Source organism: Halalkalibacter oceani, from assembly GCF_023715605.1.
Lineage (GTDB): Bacteria > Bacillota > Bacilli > Bacillales > Bacillaceae_D > Halalkalibacter > Halalkalibacter oceani.
Genome location: NZ_JAMBOL010000032.1, coordinates 1 through 22,398 on the forward strand (window position 1 = coordinate 1; position 22,398 = coordinate 22,398).

At 48.5% G+C, this 22,398-nt stretch carries 19 protein-coding genes; 12 read left to right on the forward strand and 7 right to left on the reverse strand.

Annotated features, from left to right (window positions below):
• Window positions 1-217 precede the first annotated feature (217 nt).
• The 3 genes from M3202_RS19425 to M3202_RS19435 are packed head-to-tail and all read left to right on the forward strand — an operon-like array spanning window position 218 to window position 2,126.
• Window positions 218-964 carry an alpha/beta fold hydrolase gene (locus tag M3202_RS19425; RefSeq protein WP_251224888.1) on the forward strand — a complete coding sequence of 249 codons (747 nt, stop codon included), beginning with the start codon at window positions 218-220 and terminating at the stop codon, window positions 962-964.
• Between the two features lie 58 nt (window positions 965-1,022).
• Window positions 1,023-1,934, forward strand: coding sequence for an NAD-dependent epimerase/dehydratase family protein (locus M3202_RS19430; RefSeq protein WP_251224889.1), 912 nt, complete (start codon window positions 1,023-1,025; stop codon window positions 1,932-1,934).
• Window positions 1,935-2,126: a hypothetical protein gene (locus M3202_RS19435; protein WP_251224890.1), complete on the forward strand. Its 192-nt coding sequence runs from the start codon at window positions 1,935-1,937 to the stop codon at window positions 2,124-2,126.
• A gap of 249 nt (window positions 2,127-2,375) precedes the next feature.
• Here M3202_RS19435 and M3202_RS19440 read toward each other — a convergent pair whose 3' ends face one another.
• A complete protein-coding gene (locus tag M3202_RS19440) occupies window positions 2,376-3,971 on the reverse strand; it encodes a peptide chain release factor 3 (RefSeq protein ID WP_251224891.1) in 1,596 nt (531 codons plus the stop codon).
• Between the two features lie 286 nt (window positions 3,972-4,257).
• Between M3202_RS19440 and M3202_RS19445 the strand changes: the two genes are divergently transcribed.
• The 4 genes from M3202_RS19445 to M3202_RS19460 all read left to right on the forward strand — a co-directional run bounded on the left by M3202_RS19445 (window position 4,258) and on the right by M3202_RS19460 (window position 6,254).
• A complete protein-coding gene (locus tag M3202_RS19445; protein WP_251224892.1) occupies window positions 4,258-5,220 on the forward strand; it encodes a BMP family ABC transporter substrate-binding protein in 963 nt (320 codons plus the stop codon).
• Between the two features lie 67 nt (window positions 5,221-5,287).
• The gene (locus M3202_RS19450; protein WP_251224893.1) at window positions 5,288-5,482 is read left to right on the forward strand and encodes a ComZ family protein; all 195 of its coding nucleotides are present in this window, start codon (window positions 5,288-5,290) and stop codon (window positions 5,480-5,482) included.
• Window positions 5,483-5,576: 94 nt separating this feature from the next.
• Window positions 5,577-5,900 carry a hypothetical protein gene (locus M3202_RS19455; protein ID WP_251224894.1) on the forward strand — a complete coding sequence of 108 codons (324 nt, stop codon included), beginning with the start codon at window positions 5,577-5,579 and terminating at the stop codon, window positions 5,898-5,900.
• A 66-nt stretch (window positions 5,901-5,966) separates the two neighbouring features.
• Entirely contained in the window at window positions 5,967-6,254 is a 288-nt protein-coding gene (locus M3202_RS19460) for a penicillin-binding protein (RefSeq protein WP_251224895.1), read from the forward strand.
• 122 nt (window positions 6,255-6,376) lie between these two features.
• Here the strand turns inward: M3202_RS19460 and M3202_RS19465 are convergent, their stop codons facing one another.
• A complete protein-coding gene (locus M3202_RS19465) occupies window positions 6,377-6,679 on the reverse strand; it encodes a hypothetical protein (RefSeq protein WP_251224896.1) in 303 nt (100 codons plus the stop codon).
• A 184-nt stretch (window positions 6,680-6,863) separates the two neighbouring features.
• Here M3202_RS19465 and M3202_RS19470 point away from each other — a divergent pair, with 184 nt between their 5' ends.
• The gene (locus M3202_RS19470) at window positions 6,864-7,802 is read left to right on the forward strand and encodes a beta-ketoacyl-ACP synthase III (RefSeq protein ID WP_251224897.1); all 939 of its coding nucleotides are present in this window, start codon (window positions 6,864-6,866) and stop codon (window positions 7,800-7,802) included.
• A 39-nt stretch (window positions 7,803-7,841) separates the two neighbouring features.
• Window positions 7,842-9,080 (forward strand): beta-ketoacyl-ACP synthase II, encoded by a 1,239-nt coding sequence (fabF, locus tag M3202_RS19475; RefSeq protein ID WP_251224898.1) that lies wholly within the window; start codon window positions 7,842-7,844, stop codon window positions 9,078-9,080.
• Between the two features lie 211 nt (window positions 9,081-9,291).
• Here fabF and M3202_RS19480 read toward each other — a convergent pair whose 3' ends face one another.
• The 4 genes from M3202_RS19480 to M3202_RS19495 form a co-directional block, all read right to left on the reverse strand.
• Window positions 9,292-10,335 (reverse strand): LCP family protein, encoded by a 1,044-nt coding sequence (locus M3202_RS19480; RefSeq protein WP_251224899.1) that lies wholly within the window; start codon window positions 10,333-10,335, stop codon window positions 9,292-9,294.
• Between the two features lie 261 nt (window positions 10,336-10,596).
• Window positions 10,597-13,122 (reverse strand): CBS domain-containing protein, encoded by a 2,526-nt coding sequence (locus tag M3202_RS19485; RefSeq protein WP_251224900.1) that lies wholly within the window; start codon window positions 13,120-13,122, stop codon window positions 10,597-10,599.
• A gap of 72 nt (window positions 13,123-13,194) precedes the next feature.
• Window positions 13,195-13,845 carry a hypothetical protein gene (locus M3202_RS19490; protein ID WP_251224901.1) on the reverse strand — a complete coding sequence of 217 codons (651 nt, stop codon included), beginning with the start codon at window positions 13,843-13,845 and terminating at the stop codon, window positions 13,195-13,197.
• A gap of 571 nt (window positions 13,846-14,416) precedes the next feature.
• The gene (locus M3202_RS19495; RefSeq protein WP_251224902.1) at window positions 14,417-15,004 is read right to left on the reverse strand and encodes a cell wall hydrolase; all 588 of its coding nucleotides are present in this window, start codon (window positions 15,002-15,004) and stop codon (window positions 14,417-14,419) included.
• 422 nt (window positions 15,005-15,426) lie between these two features.
• Between M3202_RS19495 and M3202_RS19500 the strand changes: the two genes are divergently transcribed.
• On the forward strand, window positions 15,427-16,251 hold the full coding sequence (locus M3202_RS19500) for a CAP domain-containing protein (RefSeq protein ID WP_251224903.1): 825 nt from the start codon (window positions 15,427-15,429) through the stop codon (window positions 16,249-16,251).
• Window positions 16,252-16,471: 220 nt separating this feature from the next.
• Here the strand turns inward: M3202_RS19500 and coaA are convergent, their stop codons facing one another.
• The gene (gene coaA, locus M3202_RS19505) at window positions 16,472-17,428 is read right to left on the reverse strand and encodes a type I pantothenate kinase (RefSeq protein WP_251224904.1); all 957 of its coding nucleotides are present in this window, start codon (window positions 17,426-17,428) and stop codon (window positions 16,472-16,474) included.
• Between the two features lie 144 nt (window positions 17,429-17,572).
• Between coaA and M3202_RS19510 the strand changes: the two genes are divergently transcribed.
• On the forward strand, window positions 17,573-19,747 hold the full coding sequence (locus M3202_RS19510) for a type IA DNA topoisomerase (protein ID WP_251224905.1): 2,175 nt from the start codon (window positions 17,573-17,575) through the stop codon (window positions 19,745-19,747).
• A gap of 100 nt (window positions 19,748-19,847) precedes the next feature.
• A complete protein-coding gene (locus M3202_RS19515; RefSeq protein ID WP_251224906.1) occupies window positions 19,848-22,397 on the forward strand; it encodes a septation ring formation regulator EzrA in 2,550 nt (849 codons plus the stop codon).
• The last annotated feature ends 1 nt before the right edge of the window (window position 22,398 follow it).

Here is a 22,398-nt window from a genome sequence, read left to right on the forward strand (position 1 = left end):
GATGTCTTTTTCCTTTCCCCAGAATTATAAATGTCGAAATGTTTCGAATTATATACGGACATTATAATCGACTAATTCTGGACAGGCAATACCGTCAACTTTCGGTAATTTAAGGGTGTCAAAAACAGAAAAATGGTTCAAAATGAGCGAAGGATGCATAACGTAATAAGAATACATGAATTATAGGAACTTCGAAAATGGGGAGAGACGTAAACCAATGAAGCATGTACGGTATTTTCGCATTGGGGACCAATGGAACGTTCTCTATCTTCCAGAGCAGCCGAGTGGTTTCGCCGTTTGCCTGATTGGCGATAATGGGATGACGGTGACGAGTAATTCCAGTGAATGGCTCCATCATCCTGAGAAGGAACAATTTATTCAGGATCTCCTGAAGCGGGGATATACGGTTTTTGCTTCTTCTCTTTATGATAAGCATTGGGGAAGCCCTAAAGCGTTTGAACTGCTTGAGCATCTGTACCATTTCATTTTAAAACGAGAAATTCTTAATAAAAAAATTCACCTCTTTGCGGAAGGAGCCGGCGGGTTACTTGCTTTGAGGTGGATCCATACGCATTCAGAGCAAATTCGTTCCTGTTATTTAATCAACCCTTGCCTCTCGCTTAGCTCGTACTATGAACAGGAGAGGGAGAATAAGCTGTATTATAAGCGCTTTGTCAAAGAGCTGGAGCTGGCCTATGATCTGAAATCGGAACGTGATATTCAGGAGGATTGGGTGCGAAATCAAGTTCCTGCACTGACATGCGGGCAATGTCCGCCTCTCTCGATTCATTGTCATGTTCAGGAAAAACGTTTTCCTCTTCACGCCCATAGCCGCGCTCTGCAAAAGCAGTTAGCGGCTGACGGATGCCTGATTAATTTACGGATTCATAGCAATGAACGTTCCTTTTACAAGGAGGCGCAATCCGCCTTTCCTTTTTACCAAAAGTATGAAGAGGTGTTGTAGCGCGGTGCTGGGAGTGAACCTTTTGGCTGGGTTCGGTAGTTGAAAAAGGAGGGGAAGAATGAAGAAAGTTGTTGTCACAGGAGGCTTTGGTTTTATTGGCTTTCATCTTTGTGAGCGGCTGCTTCTCAATGGAGTGGAAGTGATTGCGATCGATCAAATGAATGAAGCTGAAAAAGAAAAACAGGAAGAAATGGAATTGCGACTTGGACGGAATGCTTTGCTGACGATCATCAAGGAAAAAGCAGAGAATGCCGACCTGGAAAAACTTCTGACCGGGATCGACGCGCTTTATCATCTTGCCGCCGATACGTCAGCCGATCATACATGGCCGCCACTCGCCGAGTCGATTGAAAACAATGTTAATTTGACCCGGACCCTCGTGCAGGCATGTCCGCCAGAAGCGCGCTTTATTTACGCTTCGACCGTCGATGTGTATGGCGAGCGTCCTGGCGTGATTACCGAACGGACGCCTGCCAATCCCACTTCGCCCTATGGAATTACGAAGTTAACCGGGGAGAATGTCATTCGCAAATATGCCGAGCAGCGCGGCCTTCCGTATGTCATTTTACGGTTGCCGACGGTCTATGGGCCGTGGCAGCGCGCTGATATGACGTATTACCAGCTGCTTTCCGGCAAGGAGGAGGTAGAGTCGGATCGTTCAACGCTCGATGTGCTGTATGTCGATGATGTCGTGGACGCTTTTATGCTCGCCGGGAAAACGAAGCATGTGAACGAGGTGTATCAGCTGTCGTCGGGAAAAGCCAACCAGTGGGTGCGCGGAGTCGAACATGTGGCGCCCGATCATCCGTTGACGGTCTCGCCGCGGTTTGAGACGTCATTATCGGCTGAGAAAAGTAAAGACATGCTTGGCTTCGAGGCGAAAGTATCCTTGCAGGAAGGGCTTGCCAAGCAGCGGGAACATATGACACAATGGCTAAAACAGCAGCAACTGCAAAAAGGGCGTGAATAGGTGGATATGAAACGGGCCTTTATCGGAATCGTCATCTTTGCATTCGTGACAGTGATTTCCTTTTTGCTCTTGCGACGAATGTTCGGTTTGCCGGAGGGGATCAGTGTAATTGGCGCGATCGGCTTAGGGGCGCTGGCGGAAATCCTTTATCAGCGCAGCCGCAAGCGAGCGGGGAGGAAGATTTCCGAATAGGCAAGTGAGGGCGAGCCAAAATCAGGTAGGGACTGGGGCAAAAGGTAAAAAATAACCTCTGTCCCAGTCCCTTCACGTTTTTTTGGTTGATTCGTAAAAACATTCTCAGGAGGAAGTGTAGGAAGCATCGAGGAAGAGCACTGGCTCCGCACGTTACGTTCACCATGAAAGAACCTCACTTTCATGGTGAACAAAGACCGTTGTAACGGCTCTGCACAGTGCTTCAAAAAAACGCCACAGGCGTTTTTTTTAGATCGTGGAACGGAAGAAAGAATTCTCGTAAAATGTAATATCAGGATACTTCTCCGTTGCTGTGCGCATTTGGAAATCATTTTCAAACAGCACGACAATCCGGCCATCGCGGTCGGTTACGAGATTACGCTGGGCTTTTTTAAAGGCTTCCAGCGCTTCCGGCGGGCCGTCTGCCCAGCGCGCCAATGAAAACGGCAGCCGTTCAAGCTGAATGTCAACGTGATATTCATGCTTCAGCCGATGCTCAAGCACTTCAAACTGCAGGACTCCGACTACGCCGACAATTTGCTGCTCATTGAAGCGGTTAAACGTTTTAAACAGCTGAATGGCGCCTTCCTCCGTTAATTGGTGCAGCCCTTTTTCAAAGGATTTATGCTTTAATGCTTCCTTAACTGTGATCGCACTGAAGAATTCAGGCGAGAAATGAGGCATCTCCGCAAATTCAAAGCTGTCTCCTTCAACGAGCGTATCGCCAATCCGGAAGTTGCCCGGATCAAAGAGACCGATAATATCGCCGGCGTAAGCCTCGTCGATGATGCTGCGGTTTTGCGCCAGAAATTGCGTCGGCTGCGAGAGCTTGATGTTTTTTCCGATGCGGACATGCTTGACCGCCATCCCGCGTTCAAATTTGCCGGACGTGATCCGCAAGAAAGCAATCCGGTCGCGGTGAGCAGGATTCATGTTGGCCTGGATTTTGAAAATAAATCCGGAAAACTCTTTATAGGTTAACGGCTCGATCAAGCCTTTCGAGCTTTCTCTTGGCGTCGGTGCCGGCGAAAGCTTTAAGAAGTGCTCAAGGAATGTTTGCACGCCAAAGCTGGAAATTGCGCTGCCGAAGAAAATCGGCGTCAGTTCTCCTTTGGCAACAAGCTCAAGGTCGAACTCATCTCCGGCGACATCAAGCAGCTCCAGCTCCTCGCGAAACTGCGCAACGAGCTCGGGGTCGTTAATCGCTTCATCAAGCTTCGGATCATCCGGTCCTTCCAATTGAATGACATCAATTTCTTTCGGGTTTTCCGGATTATACAGTTCCAGCCGCTTCTCATGACGGTCATAAACACCTGAGAAGGACTGTCCCATGCCGATTGGCCAGCCCATCGGATACGAGCGGATGCCAAGCAGGTTCTCAAGCTCTTCCATCAGCTCAAAAGGGTCGCGTCCCTGGCGGTCGAGCTTGTTCATAAACGTAAAAATCGGTATGCCCCGCATTTTACATACTTTAAAGAGCTTCTTCGTCTGCGCCTCGACGCCTTTGGCCGCATCGATCAGCATCGTCGCCGAGTCAGCCGCTGTTAGCGTCCGGTACGTATCTTCACTGAAATCTTCATGCCCCGGTGTATCAAGAATATTGACGTGATAGCCGTCATATTGAAATTCAAGGACAGAGCTTGTCACGGAAATTCCCCGCTGCTTTTCAATATCCATCCAGTCACTCATCGCATGTTTGGCTGTTTTCTTCCCTTTAACGGATCCAGCCTCGCGTATTGCTCCACCAAACAGCAGCAGTTTTTCCGTTAAAGTCGTTTTTCCGGCATCGGGATGCGAAATAATCGCAAAGGTCCGCCGTGATTGCACAGCTTCCGTGTACGTCATAAATATGTTCCTCGTTTCTCGTTCAAATAGTCTTATCCATTATACCAGCCTTCGCTCAATGTTTCATCTTTGCGCCAAAAAACATTACAATCAGATTACATCTGTCCAAGAAAGGATAAAACAAAAAGGGTATCGTCATAGAATAACGAATAACTAGGACGAAAGAAGGTGATCAATTCGATAGAGTAGGAAAGCGCTAAAAAGGAAGCCTTCCAATTACTAACAGGAAATCATTTCATTCATCCATTATAATAGAAAAGGGCAAATCAATAGGGAGCGTGTCAACATGAGAATTCCACAGATTTTGCAAGTCACTTTGCTGATCATTCTGCTGGCAGGCTGCAGCAATCCGATTTCTTCATCTTCACCGGCGAAAATCGGACTGCTGCTCGAAAACACGATTGACGACCAGGGATGGAACAGCAAAGGATATCAGGGACTTTTAAATATTCATACTAACCGAAAGAGTGAAGTTGTGTTTAAAGAGGATATGAATACGCTCGAAAAAGTAAAAAATGCCGTGGCGGAATTTGCTGCCAATGATGTTCAATTGGTGTTCGGACATGGCAGGATTTTTGCTGAATTTTTCTCCGAGCTTGGCGAGGATTATCCAGACATCCATTTTGTCAGCTTTAACGGGGATGTAGAAGGTGAGAATGTCACGAGCCTACAATTCGACAGCTATGCGATGGGTTATTTTGCCGGGATGATGGCCGCATCGATGTCGGAAACCGGGGTGGTCGGTATTATCGCCGCCTTTCCATGGCAGCCGGAGGTCAAAGGCTTCCAGGAAGGGGCAAAGGTAGAAAACGGGGCAATCGAGGTGGAGGTTGAATTTGTCGAAAGCTGGACAAATGAAGAGCGCGCTTTGACTTATTTTAAAGAGATGCAACAGAAAGATGTCGATGTGTTCTATCCGGCCGGCGATGGCTACCATGTGGCGGTGATTGAGGAAGCGAAGAATCAAGGGCTGTATGCGATCGGCTTTGTCGGCGACCAATCTGATTTGGGTGAATCAACTGTGTTAACAAGCACGGTACAGCATGTCGATGTGCTGTATGAACTGGTCGCTGACCAATATGAAAAAGATGAACTGCCGGCAGGGAACAAGAGCTATGATTTTCAAGATGGAGTCATTACACTTGGCCGTTTTAGTCCAATTGTACCGGAAGAAATAAAGCTGGAGCTTGAAGAGGCAGTCAAGACGTATATTGAAACGGGAGACTTGCCGGAATCGCCCTTAACCTAACTACTTGCGTTCACCTGCTCATCATAGTATCGTAGATGAGAGAATGATCTTAAGAGGTGGATAATGTATGAATCTTCCGGAAATGAATATGAAATTTATGCAAATTGCAATGAAGCACCTGCCTGAAGGAAAGAAGTTTCTCGATGAAAAAGGAATCGAATTAAATATGGAAGATTTACAGCCGATGCTTGAGCTGCTGTTAAATGTCATGTCCGAAGCATATGAGCTGGGCAAGGAGCATTCTGCGTTGGAGAAAGAGTAAGAAAAGCTGTACATGAAAGAAAAGCTCGACAGGGGGAAGCACCTGATCCGGGCTTTTCTTCTGTTTAAATTTATGAGCGCAAGGAGGAAATAAGATGGACAAGACGGCGAGACTTAAAGCGTTTGCTGAAGAAATGAAACAAGGCTATCAGCTGGTCAAGGAGAAGAAGGACAAAGAAGCGATTCAAAAGCTACGCCCGTTTATCGAATTAATGAGACAAAGCGAGGCGCCTCATATACGACTGTTTGTATCGTACAGTATCGCTCAAATCCGCACTGGGGATCTTGAAGGGTTTTTGCAAACGTATGAAGAGGTAAAAGGCATGTCGCCGAAAAGCGAGGAAGACGAGCAGCTGAAAAGTCAGCTGGACGGATTTTTTGTTGATATGATGGAAGAGCTGCAAAAGAAAGAAAAATAACGACAGGCTCCATTCTTTCTGCTCGTTCATAGGATAAAGAGAACCTAGCGGAAGGAGCGGTGAAGCATGAGCTATCTCCCTTATCAACCGATGATGAGAAACGCCGGGTATGAGCAACAGGATCAACGTTTTTTTCCTGTGCTTCCCTTTATAGCGGGACTCGCGGTCAGTCCATTTCTTTTCGGGGGCTATGGCTATGGTCGGCCAAATGTCTTTTACGGTCCAAATTACGGTCCAAATTACGGTCCGAATTATGGCCCAAGCTACGGACCTGGTTATGGCCCGAACTATGGTCCGGGTTACGGTCCCAGCTATGGTCCTCAGTACGGTCCGGTCTATCCTTACTATAGATGAGCATAATAAGGAAAAGAGGTGTCTCAATCGGCTAACGCCTTTTTAGGGACACCTCGTTTTACATAGAATGCTGCTGAAAAAGTCTCGGTTTCATTTTAGTAGCCTGCCTTGGTTTAAGCTGCTTATTCCTGCTTTTTCGCCTGTTTTCCGGACGGCTTTTTGGAAGAAGGCTCTTCCTTCTTCTGCTTCGTAAAAAACGTGTGAGCGGCGCCGATAAGCGGGGCCAGCTTGTCGATTGTCGGGCCTAACGTCTGGACAAGCGTCAGCACCTGCTCTAATTGAGTCGGCGGCGTCGCCGGCTCTGTGTTTTCCTGTTCTTCCGCCTGTGGCTCTGGTTGTTGATTGTCTGCCTGCGGTTCGGAAATAGGACGTCCAAACATAAATTCATCGAAAAAATCACGCCGCGGCTTTTGCTGTTCAGCCATAGTTGTTCCTCCTTTCTTCTCTCATTTTAGTGTATGGAAGAGGACGAATCTGCGTGTGAATCCGATCGCCTAATTCAAAAGAGGTTCATATAGACAGGAGAGTCAACATAGGATAGAATTAGTAGCAGGTACTAATAATAACCCAAAAAGAATCGTGCGATCGACCGCGAAAGGGGAACGAAAGATGAGACATGCAGGAATTTTAGGCATTGGCAGTTATGTGGGAGAGCAAGTAGTAACAAATGCTGATTTTGAACAGAAGCTTGACACGTCTGATGAATGGATTCGCACCCGCACTGGAATTGAAGAGCGTCGTTTTGCTCCTGATCATATTGAAACGTCCGATATGGCTTATCTCGCTGCAAAGGATGCGCTGGAACAGGCGGAGATAGCGGCGGAGGATATTGATTTGATTTTAGTCGCGACGGTTACACCGGATATGCCGTTTCCGACCGTTTCGACGTTAATTCAGGAAAGACTCGGTGCTAAAAAAGCGGCCGCTATGGATATTAGCGCGGCGTGTGCCGGCTTTATTTATGGCCTTGCCACGGGGCAGCAGTTCATCCAGACCGGAGCTTACCGCCATATCTTGGTCGTCGGAGTGGAGAAGCTTTCGAAAATCACTGATTTTTCCGACCGTAATACCGCTGTTTTATTCGGCGATGGCGCCGGCGCGGCTGTGCTTGGTCCTGTATCTGAAGGAAAAGGAATTTTGGCCTTTGAACTTGGAGCCGATGGGGCCGGGGCGATGCATATTAATCAGCGGGACAAATATTTAGAGATGAACGGGAGAGAGGTCTTTAAGTTTGCTGTTCGTCAAATGGGCGAGTCTTCCTTACGAGTTCTGGAAAAGGCGGGATTGACGAAAGAGGATTGTGACTTCCTCGTCCCCCATCAAGCCAATATCCGCATTATGGAAGCGGCGCGGGAACGGTTGGAGCTGCCTCAGGAAAAAATGGCGAAAACGGTCCATAAATATGGGAACACATCATCAGCTTCGATTCCGATGACATTGGTCGATGAATTAAAAAATGGTAAAATAAAGGATGGAGATATTGTTGTCCTCGTTGGCTTTGGAGCTGGACTCGTCTGGGGCTCAGTAGCCTTGCGATGGGGGAAGTAACAAGCTGAAAGATCAATTGTAGCAAAGGAGAGGAAAGACATGGAAAAAAGACGTGTCGTGATCACCGGCGTTGGCGCGGTAACACCATTAGGGTTAGACGCTGCAACGACGTGGAAGCGTGCTGTTGAGGGACAATCAGGGATTGGCCTGCTGACGCGTGTCAATGCTGAGGAATTTCCGATGAAAGTGGCGGCGGAAATCAATGAGTTTGATCCAGGAGCCTTTATCGATAAAAAAGAAGCGCGGAAGATGGATCGCTTCACCCAATTCGCCGTTGCGGCATCGTTAATGGCGTTAAAAGATGCGAACCTCGAAATTACGGAAGAGATTGCCCCGCGTGTCGGTGTTTGGATTGGTTCCGGGATCGGTGGAATGGAAACATATGAGCAAAATTTCCGGCAGTTTTTAGAAAAAGGACACCGCCGGGTTAGCCCGTTTTTTGTGCCGATGATGATTCCGGATATGGCTTCCGGCCAAGTGTCGATTACGACAGGAGCAAAAGGGATTAACTCCTGCTCGGTAACGGCATGCGCTTCAGGCACAAATTCAATCGGAGATGCGTTTAAAGTGATCCAGCGCGGTGATGCTGATGTGATGATTACCGGCGGATCAGAGGCGCCGATTACGAACATGGCTGTTGCGGGCTTCAGCTCGGCAAAAGCGATTTCGACGAATGAAGATCCGGCAACAGCTTCAAGACCGTTCGATGCTGATCGTGACGGCTTCGTCATGGGAGAGGGAGCGGGAATTCTGATTCTTGAGTCGCTTGAATCGGCTGAGAAGCGCGGGGCGACGATTTACGCTGAAATCATCGGCTATGGAGCAACCGGCGATGCCTATCATGTGACGGCTCCTGCACCGGAAGGAGAAGGTGGCGCGCGGGCGATGAGTCAGGCGATTGCCGACGCCGGCCTTGAACCGACGGATATCGATTATGTCAATGCCCATGGGACAAGCACGCCCTATAATGACAAGTTTGAAACGATGGCATTGAAAACGGTTTTCGGAGAGCACGCCCATCAGCTGGCGGTGAGCTCAACGAAGTCAATGACCGGGCATCTTTTAGGTGCTGCGGGCGCGGTTGAGGCGATTTTCTCGGTTAAGGCGCTGCAGGAAGGAATCATTCCGCCGACAATCAACTATGTGAACCCTGATCCGGATTGTGATCTTGACTATGTGCCAAATGAAGCGCGACGTGCAGAGTTGCGCGCGGTCTTGAGCAACTCTCTTGGTTTCGGCGGACATAACGCAACGCTGATTTTTAAGAAATACGAATAAGCTTATAAGCCGCTTCGGGGGTGTCCCAAAAGGTGAAACGACCTTTTGGGACACCCCCGTTTGTTTGTTCATCTCTTGCGTACGGCGTAAGGTCGCTGCATCTTGCGTTTGTGAATTTTCGAAGCTATCAAAAACACTCCATCTGGGCACAAAAGCCACAAAAAGGGGCATAAGGTGATGTTCTCCTTATGCCCCCGCGTTTATCTTTTTGTTAGGATTCTTGCTCGTTGTCTTCTGCTTCGGTGTCATTGGCGAGCACCTTTTTACCGGAAAAGAAGTCGGTAATAGCCTGAACGTTTCTTGTTTTGTCGATTTCCAATACAGCTCCGGCATGTGAATAATATTCATCGTGGTAGCTGTTATCCAATGGAATTCGCAGCGTTTCAAAGTCATTAATTGGATTGAGCGCAAAATCGCGGCCAATGCTTAGCATTTGAGAAAGGCCGATATTCGTTTCGAGATACGGTTCAACCGACCCAATTAAACGCGGAATGCGTGTCAAACCTGAAAAGGATAAAAGTTCATCCTTTAATAATGCCAGTACTTGCTGCTGCCGTTCGACCCGGCCAAAATCATTTTCACTGTCTTTGCGGAAACGGACATACTTTAAAATATCCTCCCCGCTCAATGTCTGCACACCGGGCTGAAAATCAATTGTCATATCAGCCGCTGAATCACGGTAATACATCCGGCGCTCGACATTTACTTCAATTCCGTCCGGTGCCACAGTATCAACGACATTGACAAAGCCATTAAAGTTGACCATCGCATAATAATGAATATCAAGATCAAAATTCTGTTCAATCGTTTCGCGCAACAGATCGGCTCCGCCGGCGGCGAAAGCATAATTGATCTTGTTATTCATATGCCCGGGAATTTCAACATAGGTGTCACGCATAATCGAAGCAAGCCTCGCGTCACCATTTTTGGCATCGTATTGACCGATCATAATCGTGTCCGTTCGGGCAGGCTCCTGTTCCGATGTATCAATGCCAATTAACAGAACATTGATCGGTTCATCATTTTCAGGCTCCTTGACTTCGACAACCTCATCATCGAGCTCGTCCGTTCCAATCATTTCATTTTCTGTTAAGTTATCTTGTGCTTCATTTTTACCAGCTTGAAATTGCATCACTGCATAGGCTGTTGTCACAAGAAAGAGGCAGGAGAATATGAGCACAAACATCGTGAGAAGCTTGTGTTTTCGTTTTGGCTTTTTTCTCGCTGCCTGCCTTCGTTTCATCCTAGTATCCACATCGTACCCCCCTTACACCTACCACGTTTCATTATAACAGAAACATCGACAAGTTTTGTGAAAAAAAGTCATTTTAATGCGATGATATCATGAACGTCTTGTGAATGGGAAGAAGTGCTGCCAAAATAAAAAGCTCATTCTTATCATATGATAAAACGGTTATCTTCATAAGTAGGAAAAGAAATGCAGCTGCCGGTTTGTGCAAAATGTTGCCATTGCCAATCGCTCAAAGCTGGTTCTGTCCCAACCATGATGAAGCGGCTATTCAGCCTTATGAGCGGCCTGCTTCAGCCATTCCAGCGCCTCCTGGCGGGTGCGGATCGCATTGTCAAGCTGCAAGCCGAAAAGCTGTTGAAGCAAGGAAGAGTAAACCGGCCCGGGCTTAATCCCCTGTTTCCTTAAGTCATGTCCATTGAGCAGGAGGGTGATTTTCTGGCGTTTTTTTACATAATCAAGCAGAAAAGGCTTGTTATCGAGCAACGCAGACAATTGTAAAGCAAGATCGGAAAAATGAGACAGCTCTCCGTGCAGCTCGCGCAAAGGCTTTTCCCGGGTGTCGAAGGAGTGAAGATGTGTCCATTCGCCCAGCAGCTTCATATCGGCAATCGTCAGCGCATAACGCTGCAGCTTCTGCTCGAAGTTGTCTGCTTGATGGAAAAGTACGAATAAAGCAAGAAATGGTTCCATTTCTGCTTCCAGCTGTTCGCCGACTTCGCTAAGCTGCTTCCAGTCGTTCGCTGTCGGCTGATAGGCGAACAGCGCTTCCCAGACGCCGAGCCGGTCGAGCCACTTCGCGCCGGAGAGGAGATGCTGCTCTTCGTGAAGAAGTTCCAGCTCGCGTAAAAATCGGGACGCACTAATTTGCGTAAGCATCGGCGCGGCGTTTTTCGCGAGACGTTCAGTCTGCTCATCGAATTGATAGCCGAACCGAAGGGCGAACCGGACCGCGCGCAAAATCCGCGTCGGGTCTTCCACGAAGCTGAGCGTATGCAGAATCCGAATTTTCCGCTGCTTGAGATCGTTTTGTCCCTGGAAAAAGTCAAGAATTTGACCGAAGTTTTCTTTGTTGATTTTGACCGCAAGTGCGTTAATCGTAAAATCGCGCCTGCGGAGATCCTCGCGTAAATTGGATGCGCGAACGACCGGTAAAAGACCTGGTGCCTCATAATATTCCGTCCGGCATGTGACGATGTCGATTTTTTCATCAGCCGGAGTCGTCCACGTTGCCGTCCCGAATGTATCATGAGTTTTGATGCTTCCGCCGAGCTTTGCCGCGATGGCTTCGGCAAAGGCGATCCCGTCCCCTTCGACGACGAGATCGATGTCTTCGTTTTGCCGCTTCAACAATAAATCACGGACGATTCCGCCAATTAAATAGACAGGGAGGTCAAGCTCATCAGCAATTTCCCCAATTTGTTTCAATAAAGTAAGCGTAGAGGCGGGCAAGGATGCCTTCATATGCGGCAATAAAGAATCTTTTGCTGTAAGCTCCACTGCCGAAGATTGCTGGTGAAGCTGCTCAATCACATCAGTGCGTGAAACAATCCCGACTAAAGCGCCGTTTTCGACAATCGGAATGCGGCCGATATTATGCTGCATCATCGTCGCCTGAATTTCTTCTATCGTCGCTTCAGGCGGCAAGATGACCGGCCGGCTCGACATATAGGCTTTCACCGGAGCGTGCCCAAGCCCGTGATGAGTCGCTTTATCGACATCCCGACGGGAAATGACACCAACGAGCTGCCCGTTTTCATCGACAACAGGGAAGCCGGTATGACCGTATTGAAACATTCGCTCAAGAACAGCTTCAATTTTGTCCGTTGGCACGACCGATTTAACGGGACTTGCCATAATGGATGAGGCGGTGACCGCTTGTTTCAAAATCAAAGGCACAAGCTCCATAACCTTTGGCACGATTTCCGTCAACGACTTGTGCTTGAACGTCGCCGATGCTGCCTGGGCATGCCCGCCGCCGCCGAGTGCCTGCATGAGCGGGTTGAAATCAATCCGGCTTGATGAAGCACGGGCGACGACATACGTGCGGTCTTTCATCATGACGATCGCGATCGCCGCGTCGCTGTCGGTGATGTCCATCAGCCGTCTCGTCAGTGTGGCGAGGCCGCCCTGATAATGGTCCTGCTCATGAGTCGTCAGGAGAATCGTTAACCCTTCACGCTGCTGTTCCTCACTGTTTGTCAGCAATGTTTGAAATAGAGCTTTTTCCTCCGTTGTCAGCACCTGTTCAGCAAAGCGTTCAATCAAGCTGACGTCCATACCTTGTTCCCGGAGGACGGAAGCGATATACAAATCTCTTGCGGTAACTTGCGGGTATGTAAAATTTCCGGTATCCGTATAGAGCCCTAAGCCGAACAAGGTTGCTTCAAAGGCATTGATCGGATGATCGCGCTTGAGCAGCTGCTCGGTGAGAAGCGTAATCGCCGCCCCGACCGCTTCAATCAGGCTGTACTCAGCACCCGTTTCCGGCTCGTTTTGCAAATGATGATCATAAATCAGTATAGAGATGTCATCCCTCAACTCCTTAAGCGGTATGCCGGTTCGGTCGAGGGAGCCGACATCAACGAGGATTATTTTCGTAACAGATGTCCAGGGAATTTGCTCGTATGAAGAAAAATTCAGCTGATCGCGGTAAATCGCCAAGTAGGATTTGACTGTCGGCTGCTGTTTATCGGTTAAGGCAACGGTTGCCTGAGGATGGAGCTTATGAGCAGCCAGTAAACAGGCCAATCCATCGAAGTCAATATTCATATGTGAAACAATTACTTCCATGATACCCCTCATTTCTGCACACGCTTGATCTATCTATTGTACCAAAAAAAGCGTTGTGCAAGAGCAGAGAGTCTAATATTGTTCTTCAATTAAAAGGCCTTTTACAGGAAGAGGCTGGCTTTCATACGCGTCTGCCGGGGTGTCTGGCGCCTTAATGCGGATAAAGGTCTGATATTCCTTCAGAATCATCGATTTAAAGCGGCCCATGAATTCAGAAGCAGCATGCTCGGCATCGTGCAGAAATGATAAAAATTGGTCCATATGAAGAGAAAGGGAGTAATCTTCATTTTCGGTTACGCCGATGGCCTGGAAATCTTCAGCAAAGAGCGTGTAAATATGATGGATGGATTGCAGGTGGTCGGTGCCGGCGAGCGCATCAAAGTCGCGCAGTGCTTCCAACGCCAGGTTGTACTTTTCGACAAGCGTCTTTGTCTGTTCGGCGAGCGTCTGATCATTTTCATTGAGGCGGGCAATCGCCTGCTGCAATTCTTTTTCATGATGATAGAAGCGCTTAAATTCCTTTTTTAATTCTTGAATGCTGCGATAATAACGGTCGTATGAAATGAGGTAATTTTCTGAAAATTGATTGAAGGGACGCTGGGACTCGTTAATTGGATTTACTTTTTCAATATGAGTAGCGCGTTCAATATTTGTCATGCGATTTACATAATTGGCGTGGATACGTTCAGTTTGCAGCCGGGAAGAGCGAGAAATTCGTCCCATTCAACACACCGCCTTCATTATAATCTGCTTACCCTTACTATATTCCCCTTCTCATGGAGATCAACCTTCTTTTTGAGAAAAATCGACGTCAGGGAAAAACTGAAACAGACATGAAGGGGAGAAGTGACCTCATGAGGAATATCCACCGCTACTGAAATAGACTTCGCTTTCCGCGGGAAGCTGGTGAGCCTCTCGGGCTCCCGCCCTGTGGGTCTCACCGTTGCTTCTGTTCCCGCAGGAGTCTTCGTCTATTTCATCCGCTACGTTGGTGTTTTCTTAGGGATGTCATGTCTCAGCCTCTGCGTATGACGAAAGACTTACTGATTTTCTTATTTCGAGAGGTCTGTGTGTGATAGCGAAGGTAAACTTGGTTACGATTTCTGAGCGGGTCGCGCAGACGTATCATCGTAGTAGCTGAAACGTCACTTTCAGAAAATGGAAACGCTACAATCGCAACCTTATGGGTCTTTCATTGAGGTTGTGTTTTTCATTTGTCCTCATCGTCCACGATATGATTTACCTTTTGCCAGCCTTTAAGCCAGTTTTGTTTCAAGCTTAATAGTAGTATGTTTTATTTAGCAAACACGTGGTCACCGATCCGTACGGTTTCTGTCCGGGTCGCGTTCCAGTGATTTGTTGCTTTTGCGGGATTATAGAAGTAAAGGGAGCCTTGTCCCTGACCGTGAAAGGCTAATGCTTCATTAACAGCGCGTTTCGCCTGTTCGGTTGCCGGCTGATTGATGTTACCATCTTTCACCGGGGAAAACGCATAGTGGCCTGTAGGTGTCACTTCTTCAATCACTCCACGAATCGTATTCGGGAAATCGTGATGATCAACCCGATTTAGAACGACCGTCGCTACAGCGACCATGCCGGCATAAGGTTCTCCTTTTGCCTCGGCAGTCACGAGCCGAGCGAGTAAATCTTTATCGGCTTGACTGATGGAAGCCGGAAGAGTGAGCTGTTCTCCTGGATAAAGAACTGAGCTGCTTTTTCCATTTACTTGTTTAAGCGCTTCTACCGAAACGCCATACGTCTGACCGACTTTATAAAGAGTGTCGCCGGTTTGGACAGTATGGACGCCTGCCGCTGCGGTCGCGAGACCTCCTGTACATAAGAGGGCAGCTGTTATTCCTACAATTGTGATCATTTTTTTCATTGATGGTTTTCCTCCTTTTTCAGAAAAGCAATCTCTATAAAACTATCAAAATACTTCAGCCCGAACACCGCGTAATATTTTCCATTGGCGGGAGGTGAAGGCCTGAGACTAGCAATGACAAAGCGCGACGATGTTTTATTACAGTTGTGTAACCAACTTTGGAGGAATCTATAAAAATCAAGCCGGTCTGTGAGAATTGGAAATTTGCTCAATGGGGAAAAGCGTAAATTAGCGAATGGTCAAAAATCAATGGAAGCAGGAGTGACAAAGGGTAGGGAGTTTTTTTGCGTGGGAAAAGAGGTGAAAAAGAGCCAATTTCCGCTGGTTTTCAAGCTACTATTTTCCAGAGAAATTCAACAGGAAGTCATGGTACGGTTGTTCCTGTAGCACAACACACCAACATATTTTGGAGGGAAACAACTATGAAAAAATTACTCGTAACGACAGTAGCGGCTGCAGCGATCGCAGCAGGTTTTGGAGGACAAGCATTCGCAGCTGAAAAGACTCATCAGCCTGTTTATGCAAAGGTGCAAGCATATGAGTTGAAAAACATAGATAAAGAGTCGATCAATCAATTGCTGGAAAAGTTCGCGCATACTACATTAAAAGATGTGCTCGTTGACTGGCAAAAGCAAGCTAAGAAGCATGCTGGTCCTGCACCGGTGAAGCAGCCGGCCCCTGAACAAGCACCTGAAAAAGAAGCAGCACCGGAAAAGCAGCCGGCGCCAACACAAGAGGAAAAGCCAGCACCACAGCCGGCTCCAGAAGAACAAGCACCAGCACCGGCTGAACAAGCACCGGCTCCTGCCCAGCAGCAACCGGCACCAGAAAAGCCGCAGGCACCAGAGCAGGAACAAGTGAATGGTATTAGCCAGGAAGAGCAGCAAATGCTTGACCTTGTCAATCAGGAGCGCTCACAGCAAGGTCTTGCGCCACTGAAAGCTGACCTTGAATTAACAAAAGTAGCAAGAGTGAAAGCGCAGGACATGATTGATAACAACTACTTTAGTCATCAATCACCAACGTACGGCTCTCCATTTGACATGATGTCACAATTCGGTATCCAGTACCGTACTGCCGGAGAGAACTTAGCTGGTAATCAAACAGTTGAAGCGGCGCATCAGGCATTAATGAATTCACAAGGTCACCGTGAGAATATCCTTAAAGGGGACTACACAGAAGTAGGAATCGGCATCGTTGACGGCGGTCCTTACGGAAAAATGTTCGTTCAGCTTTTCAAAGGATAATAGAATAAGAAAACCGCATAGCGTCCTTTCTTATCTTTTAAAAAAAGCTGTCCCTCCGGGGGCAGCTTTTTCGTAATGAGCGTAGCCATTACTCTTCTTCGAGTTACGGAAAAAGAGGTTTTTCAGTGGCCTCCTTCTCTCCAGGCTTTAAAAATGCAGCGACTTCGCTCATTGCTTCGGTTTTGTCCGCGAAGGTGAACGTCAGCCTTTGCGGACAAAACTACATCTTTTTCAGCCGGATTTCGGAGACGCGATGGCCGGCTTCTTTTTTTAGAATCAGGTCGGCACGGTGCCGCGTCGGACGAATGTTTTTCTCCAGGTTTATCCCGTTAATCGTATGCCAGACATCTGTCGCAAACTCGACCGCTTCCCTGTCCGATAAATGACGGTAGCGGTGAAAAAACGACTCGGGGTTTTGAAAGGCCGTATTGCGCAAAAGCTTAAACCGTTCAATGTACCAGGACAGAATATCACCTTCCTCGGCGTCGACATAGATCGAAAAGTCGAAGAAATCAGAGACGAAAACCTGCGGCATCCGCCGGTCTTTCTTATTTACTTGCAGCACATTGATTCCTTCGACGATCACGACATCCGGCTCTTCAATTTTCTGCACTTGATCCTCCAGCACATCATAGCTCAAGTGAGAATAAAGCGGTGCTTCAATGTAAGCGCAGCCAGATTTCAATTGATAAAGAAAATGAATTAAGCGCTTAATATCATAGCTTTCAGGAAAGCCCTTCCGCTTCATCAGCCCTCTTTCCTCCAGCACGGCATTCGGATAGAGGAAGCCGTCGGTCGTCACAAGCTCGACCTTCGGTTGATTCGGCCAGCGCGAGGCGAGAGCCTGAATCAGCCTGGCCGTTGTGCTTTTGCCGACGGACACGCTGCCGGCGACACCGATCACAAAGGGAACTTTTTTCGTCCGGCTTTGCAAAAATGTATTCACCTGCTGGTGAAGGCTAACCGATTGGGTCATATGTAAATAGAGGAGCTGTGACAATGGAAGGTAAATCTCAGATACCTCTTCAGCGGAAATTGTATCATAAATGCCTTCAAGCTCCATCCGCTCATGCGGGGAAAGAAGATGATCCGTTTTACCTTTGGAAAGCTTCGCCCACTCTGCCCGGCTAAACGTCGTGTACGCCGATAAGGGGGGCGTTTTTTTAATAGTAACCATGTTGTTTCTCCTTTTTCGTCAGGTTATCCTCACACGTAAACAGGATTCGTTACATAGCAGCATGTTGAACGACAAGATCTTTTAACGTAAAAGCATGCTCTTATAAGATATAATGAAAGTGATGAGGAAGCAAGGAGGATCGTCGTGAAAAAAGTAATTATTGCAGAAAAACCATCCGTTGCGAAAAACATAGCGGATGCCTTACAAATAAAAGGAAAAAAGGATGGCTATTATGAAGGGCCGCAATATGTGATCACCTGGGCGTTCGGCCATCTGCTCCAATTATATGATGTGAAAGATTATGACGAACGGCTGGCGAAATGGAAGCTCGACCATTTTCCTTTTATTCCCGAGCGGTTCCGTTACAAGGTGAAAGGCGATGCGCGGAAAAAGGGCAAGGAGGATCTAAACGCGAAAAAGCAGCTTAAGCTGATCCGTAGTTTGTTTTCGCGTCCGGATGTCGACGGGATTATTTCGGCATGCGACTATGACCGCGAAGGACAGATCATCGGCGACACGATTATTCAGACGAGCAATGTCACCAAGCCGGTGTACCGTCTCCTGTTAAATGAATGGACGCCCGATGCTGTCGTGAAAGGACTCGCTGGCATCAAATCCAACGAGGAGATGAAGCCGCTGCAGGACGCGGGCGTCAGCAGGCAGTGGGCTGACTGGGTGATCGGGATTAATCTGACGACGGTCACGACGTTGAAATATCAAAAAGGGAGCGGAAGCCCGCTCAATATCGGCCGGGTGCTGATGCCGACGTTAAAGCTGATCTATGATCGTGATAAAGCGATTGAAACGTTCGTGCCGGAGCGGTATTACACGTTGTCCGCTTTGTTCCAAACGGAGAACGGCGAGCAGTATGAAGGCGTATATGCGGAGGAAGGAAACGAGAAATTCAAGGAGAAAGAGCAGCTTGAACAGATCGCCGCCTCCCTCTCTGATGAAGCGATCGTCGTCGATAAGCAGGTCGAGGAAAAAAGAAGCTTTCCGCCGTATTTGTTCAACCTTTCAAACCTGCAAGGACATATCACCAGCAAATACAAAGGCTGGACTGCCGACAAAGTATTAAAGGTCGCCCAGTCTCTCTATGAGAAAAAATCAATTACCTATCCGCGGACGGCCAGTGTCGTGCTCGATGACAGCTTAGTGGGCCGGGCCCGTAAAGTGCTGGAGCTAGTCAAAAAAGAGTTGCCGTACGAGGATGAAGTTGTTTTTAAGAAGACAAAACGGATTTTCGATAGCGCGCGCGTTGACAGCCATAGCGCGATCATTCCGACTTACCTCTTGCCGAAGCGGCTGACAAAGGATGAGGAGCTTGTTTATCGGGCGATCAAAAACCGCTTTATTATGCAATTTATGCCGCCTGCGGTTCATGAAGAAACGAAGCTGACGACGAAGGTGAATGGTGCCCTGATTAAAGGGCTGTTTCATACAACAGGCAGGGTTCAGCTTGTGGAAGGATGGAAAAAGGTCGAGCAGATCGCGACGAAGGAAGTGCTGCTCCCATTCGTGACAAAGGGGGAAACGGTCAGCCTGGCGGAGAAAGAGGTCCATTCCCACGTGACGAAGCCGCCGCGTCCCCATACGGAGAAAACGTTGCTTCATGTGATGGAAACATGCGGCAAAGGACAGGAGGAAGAGAAATCCGAAGAGCTGATGGCCACAATTTTAAGCGGCTACAGCATTGGCACGCCGGCAACGCGCGCGGAAACAATCAAGAAGTTGAAGGATATCGGCTACATTACAGCCGAGCAAAAGAACTTACAATGTACGGAGCTTGGCAGAAAGCTCGTTGAAACATTCCCGGTTCAGGAGCTGTTTGATCTTGAATTTACCGGCAGGCTGGAAAAGGCGCTCAGCGATATTGAAAAGCAAAAGGTCGGGAAAGATCAGTTCCTCTCGTTTATTTATTCGTTTACGACGAAATCCGTCAACACGATTAAGCAGGAGCAGGAAGTATTGCTGCGCGAAGTGAAGAGGCAGCAGCGGAACAATGAAGTACTCGGCCCATGTCCGGTATGCGGACACAACGTGATAGAAGGGCAAAAAGGGTTCGGCTGCAGCAATTGGAAAAACGGCTGCAAATTTGTCATCTGGAAAAATGACCGCTATTTAGCGGCGATGAAAAAGAAGCCGACCAAAACAATGGTCAAGCAGCTTCTCAAACAGGGAAGCGCGGTCGTCAAAGGGCTGAAAAGCAAAAAAGGCCAGACGTTTTCCGCCCGCCTGCGCTATGAAAAAAATGAGGAAAATGATTATTACAGCTGGAAGATGGAATTCGCCGAGCGGCCTCAGCGGTCACCACGATAGGCAGGAAAGCCGTCATTTCTATGATCCTTGAAACTTTTTCTATTTTATTAACGTATAATGAGAATATGTGAAACGATGAGAGAGGAAAGAGGGGAACCGGATGAAGGAGAAACGATGGCTGGGTGCGCTGGCAGCGGTGATGTTGCTTTTGCTGCCGACCAGTGTCAGTGCTGCTGTTACGGTTGACGATCAAGGGGAGTTTTTCTCAGCTGAAGAGGTTGAAAAGCTGGAAACAGAATACAATGAAACGGAATTTGATTATTATGTCAGGACCATACCAAGTTTGAGCGGAGAATCAATTGGGGAAGCCTCCGAGACTCTTTTTGAGGACGTAAAGGGCGATGGGTTTGACGCCGCGATCCTGATAGCTGTCGAGGAAAGTGAGATTCATATGAATGTCGGTCCCGGCACGGCGATTGATCGGGCGATTGCCCAGCTGTCAAATTCGGATCCGTTCGGGAGATTACTAGACGAGACCTTCGTCCAGGCCGCGGGTGATGGCCGCTTTGGCGATGGAATTGCTGACCTCGTTCTGAAAGTCGAAGAGCTTGGCAGTGTAGAGCCGGATGCAGAGGACAGTTCAGCCGAAGACTTGGCAGCGGTCCCGTCTGCGCCGGTCGCACCGGGAAATCCGAATTCTACTAGTCCGCTTCTCCTGTTAGCATTCTTGATTTTAGCCGTGTTAGCGGCGCGAATCGTCTATTTGCTCGGTCAGGTAAAGAAGGTCGCCAAACGGCTAGAGGCGCTCGTTCAACGACAAAAAGGGCTGTTGTCTAACGTGCTTGAGCCTTATCAGCAATCATTGGAACGCAGTGAGATCAGCAAAGGCTTGACGAAGGAGCGGTTTCAGGCGCTTCATGAGCAATTGTCTATTTTATTGACAAATGCTAAAGAGCAGGAGCAAACGTTGACTGCTATGAAAGAGTCGGTAAAGAAACGGAAATATGCCATTGCTTTTAAACAGATTGGCTCGTTTGCGATCTTCTCCGGCAAACAGGGAAAGACGACGAGCTTAGGAAAGCTGGAACAGGAAGCTTCACGCTTTGAAAAAGGAAGTAAAGAACAGGAAACGATGTTAGCCGGGCTGAAAGACGAGCTTGAACAGTTAACGGCAAAGGAGCTTGAAACATCGCGGGAAATCAAAGCCTTACAGGAGGCAGCAACACAGGCTGAGACGAAGCTGGAACAACTGCAGCAGGAAACAGAGCTTGCCTTTCCGGCGATGAAGCAGCACATCGATCAAGCTCTGCTTCTTCTTAATCAGGCCGTTCAGCTTGATGATGCGTTTGATTTTGCCGCTGCCAGTGAGCTGCTGCCGAACCTGAAGCCGAAATGGCAGGAAATCGCCTCTGATTTGGCGACGCTCGAAGCGTTGCTGACGAGCAAAGAGACGATGACCGCTGACATTGATCAAACGGAAGAAGAGATTCGTCACTATACCGCGCGGGAAAACCTCAAATTAGCAGATGAAGATCCATATGCGTTGCTCGATGAGGCGCGCGAACGATTTGTTACTTTCTCCGAATCGGTGGCGGAAGGCCGGGTCAGTCACGCCAAGGCAGAGCAGGCAAGAATAAGTGATTTGGCCGGGGAGGCGAAGCGGCGGGTTGAAACGCTTGTTACCTATCGCGATCAAACCGCTATTGATCATCGAAAAATAACCGATGGGATTTTGCCGTTTCAAAATCTTGAGCGGGCATTTGAGCGAGAGCTGGAGCAGCTTCGCTCATCCTATGCCGAGCATCATTGGCATTATTTGCAGGAGCGCTTTTCACGGATGCAGGAATTGATAAGCCTTATTGAAGAAAAGCTGCCTTTGATCGCCAAGCTGATCGATCCAGATGAGCAGCAGTATAAGCAAGGACGAGCCGAAATGAATCATCTGCTCGAGATGTTTCAATTTATTGAACAGCTGCATGCCGACTGCTTTACAGCCTACGAAGGACTTGAAGAGCAGCGGATTCGTCTTACCGACTCCATTGCTTCCTTGAAGAAAAGGCTGAGCGGCATGGAGGAGATGGCGACCCGACACCGGCTTCCGGTTCAGCGCTATTCCTTTGAGCAATTGCGGCAGGGGATTGAACATTTGCAGGTCGATGTCGAGCAAAAGCCGCTTGATGTAACGCTCGTTGCCGGGCAATTTGCAGAGGAACAGCAGCGGATGGAGCAGCTGGATGAACTGCTGCAAACATTGCTTCGCGATAAACAACGAGCAGAACGGGAATGGCAGGAGCTGAGATCAGCGTATCAGCAGGCTGATCGCCGTCTCGGAATTGGCTTTGGCACGGGGGCGTATCAGAACCGGTTCCGGGCGTGTGAAGGGCTGATTATCCAGTATATCAACGACGGCCAGTATGCCGAGGCGCTTAGCGAGGTGGCGATTGGCAGGCGGATCGTCGAAGAAATGAGAGAGGAAGAACGCCGGATCGCCCGTGAACGGCAAAGAAGAGCAGCACAGCAGGCGGCGAGAGCGGCAGCGCAGCGGAACCGCCATAATTCCGGAGGCGGAGGAGGATTTGGCGGCTTCGGTGGTGGTTCAAGAGGCGGGGGCAGCGGCTTCGGTGGCGGCTCGCGCGGTGGCGGTTCAAGCTTCGGATCAAGAGGCGGCGGTTCAGGCTTCGGTTCCCGAGGAGGAGGCAGAAAGTTTTAGG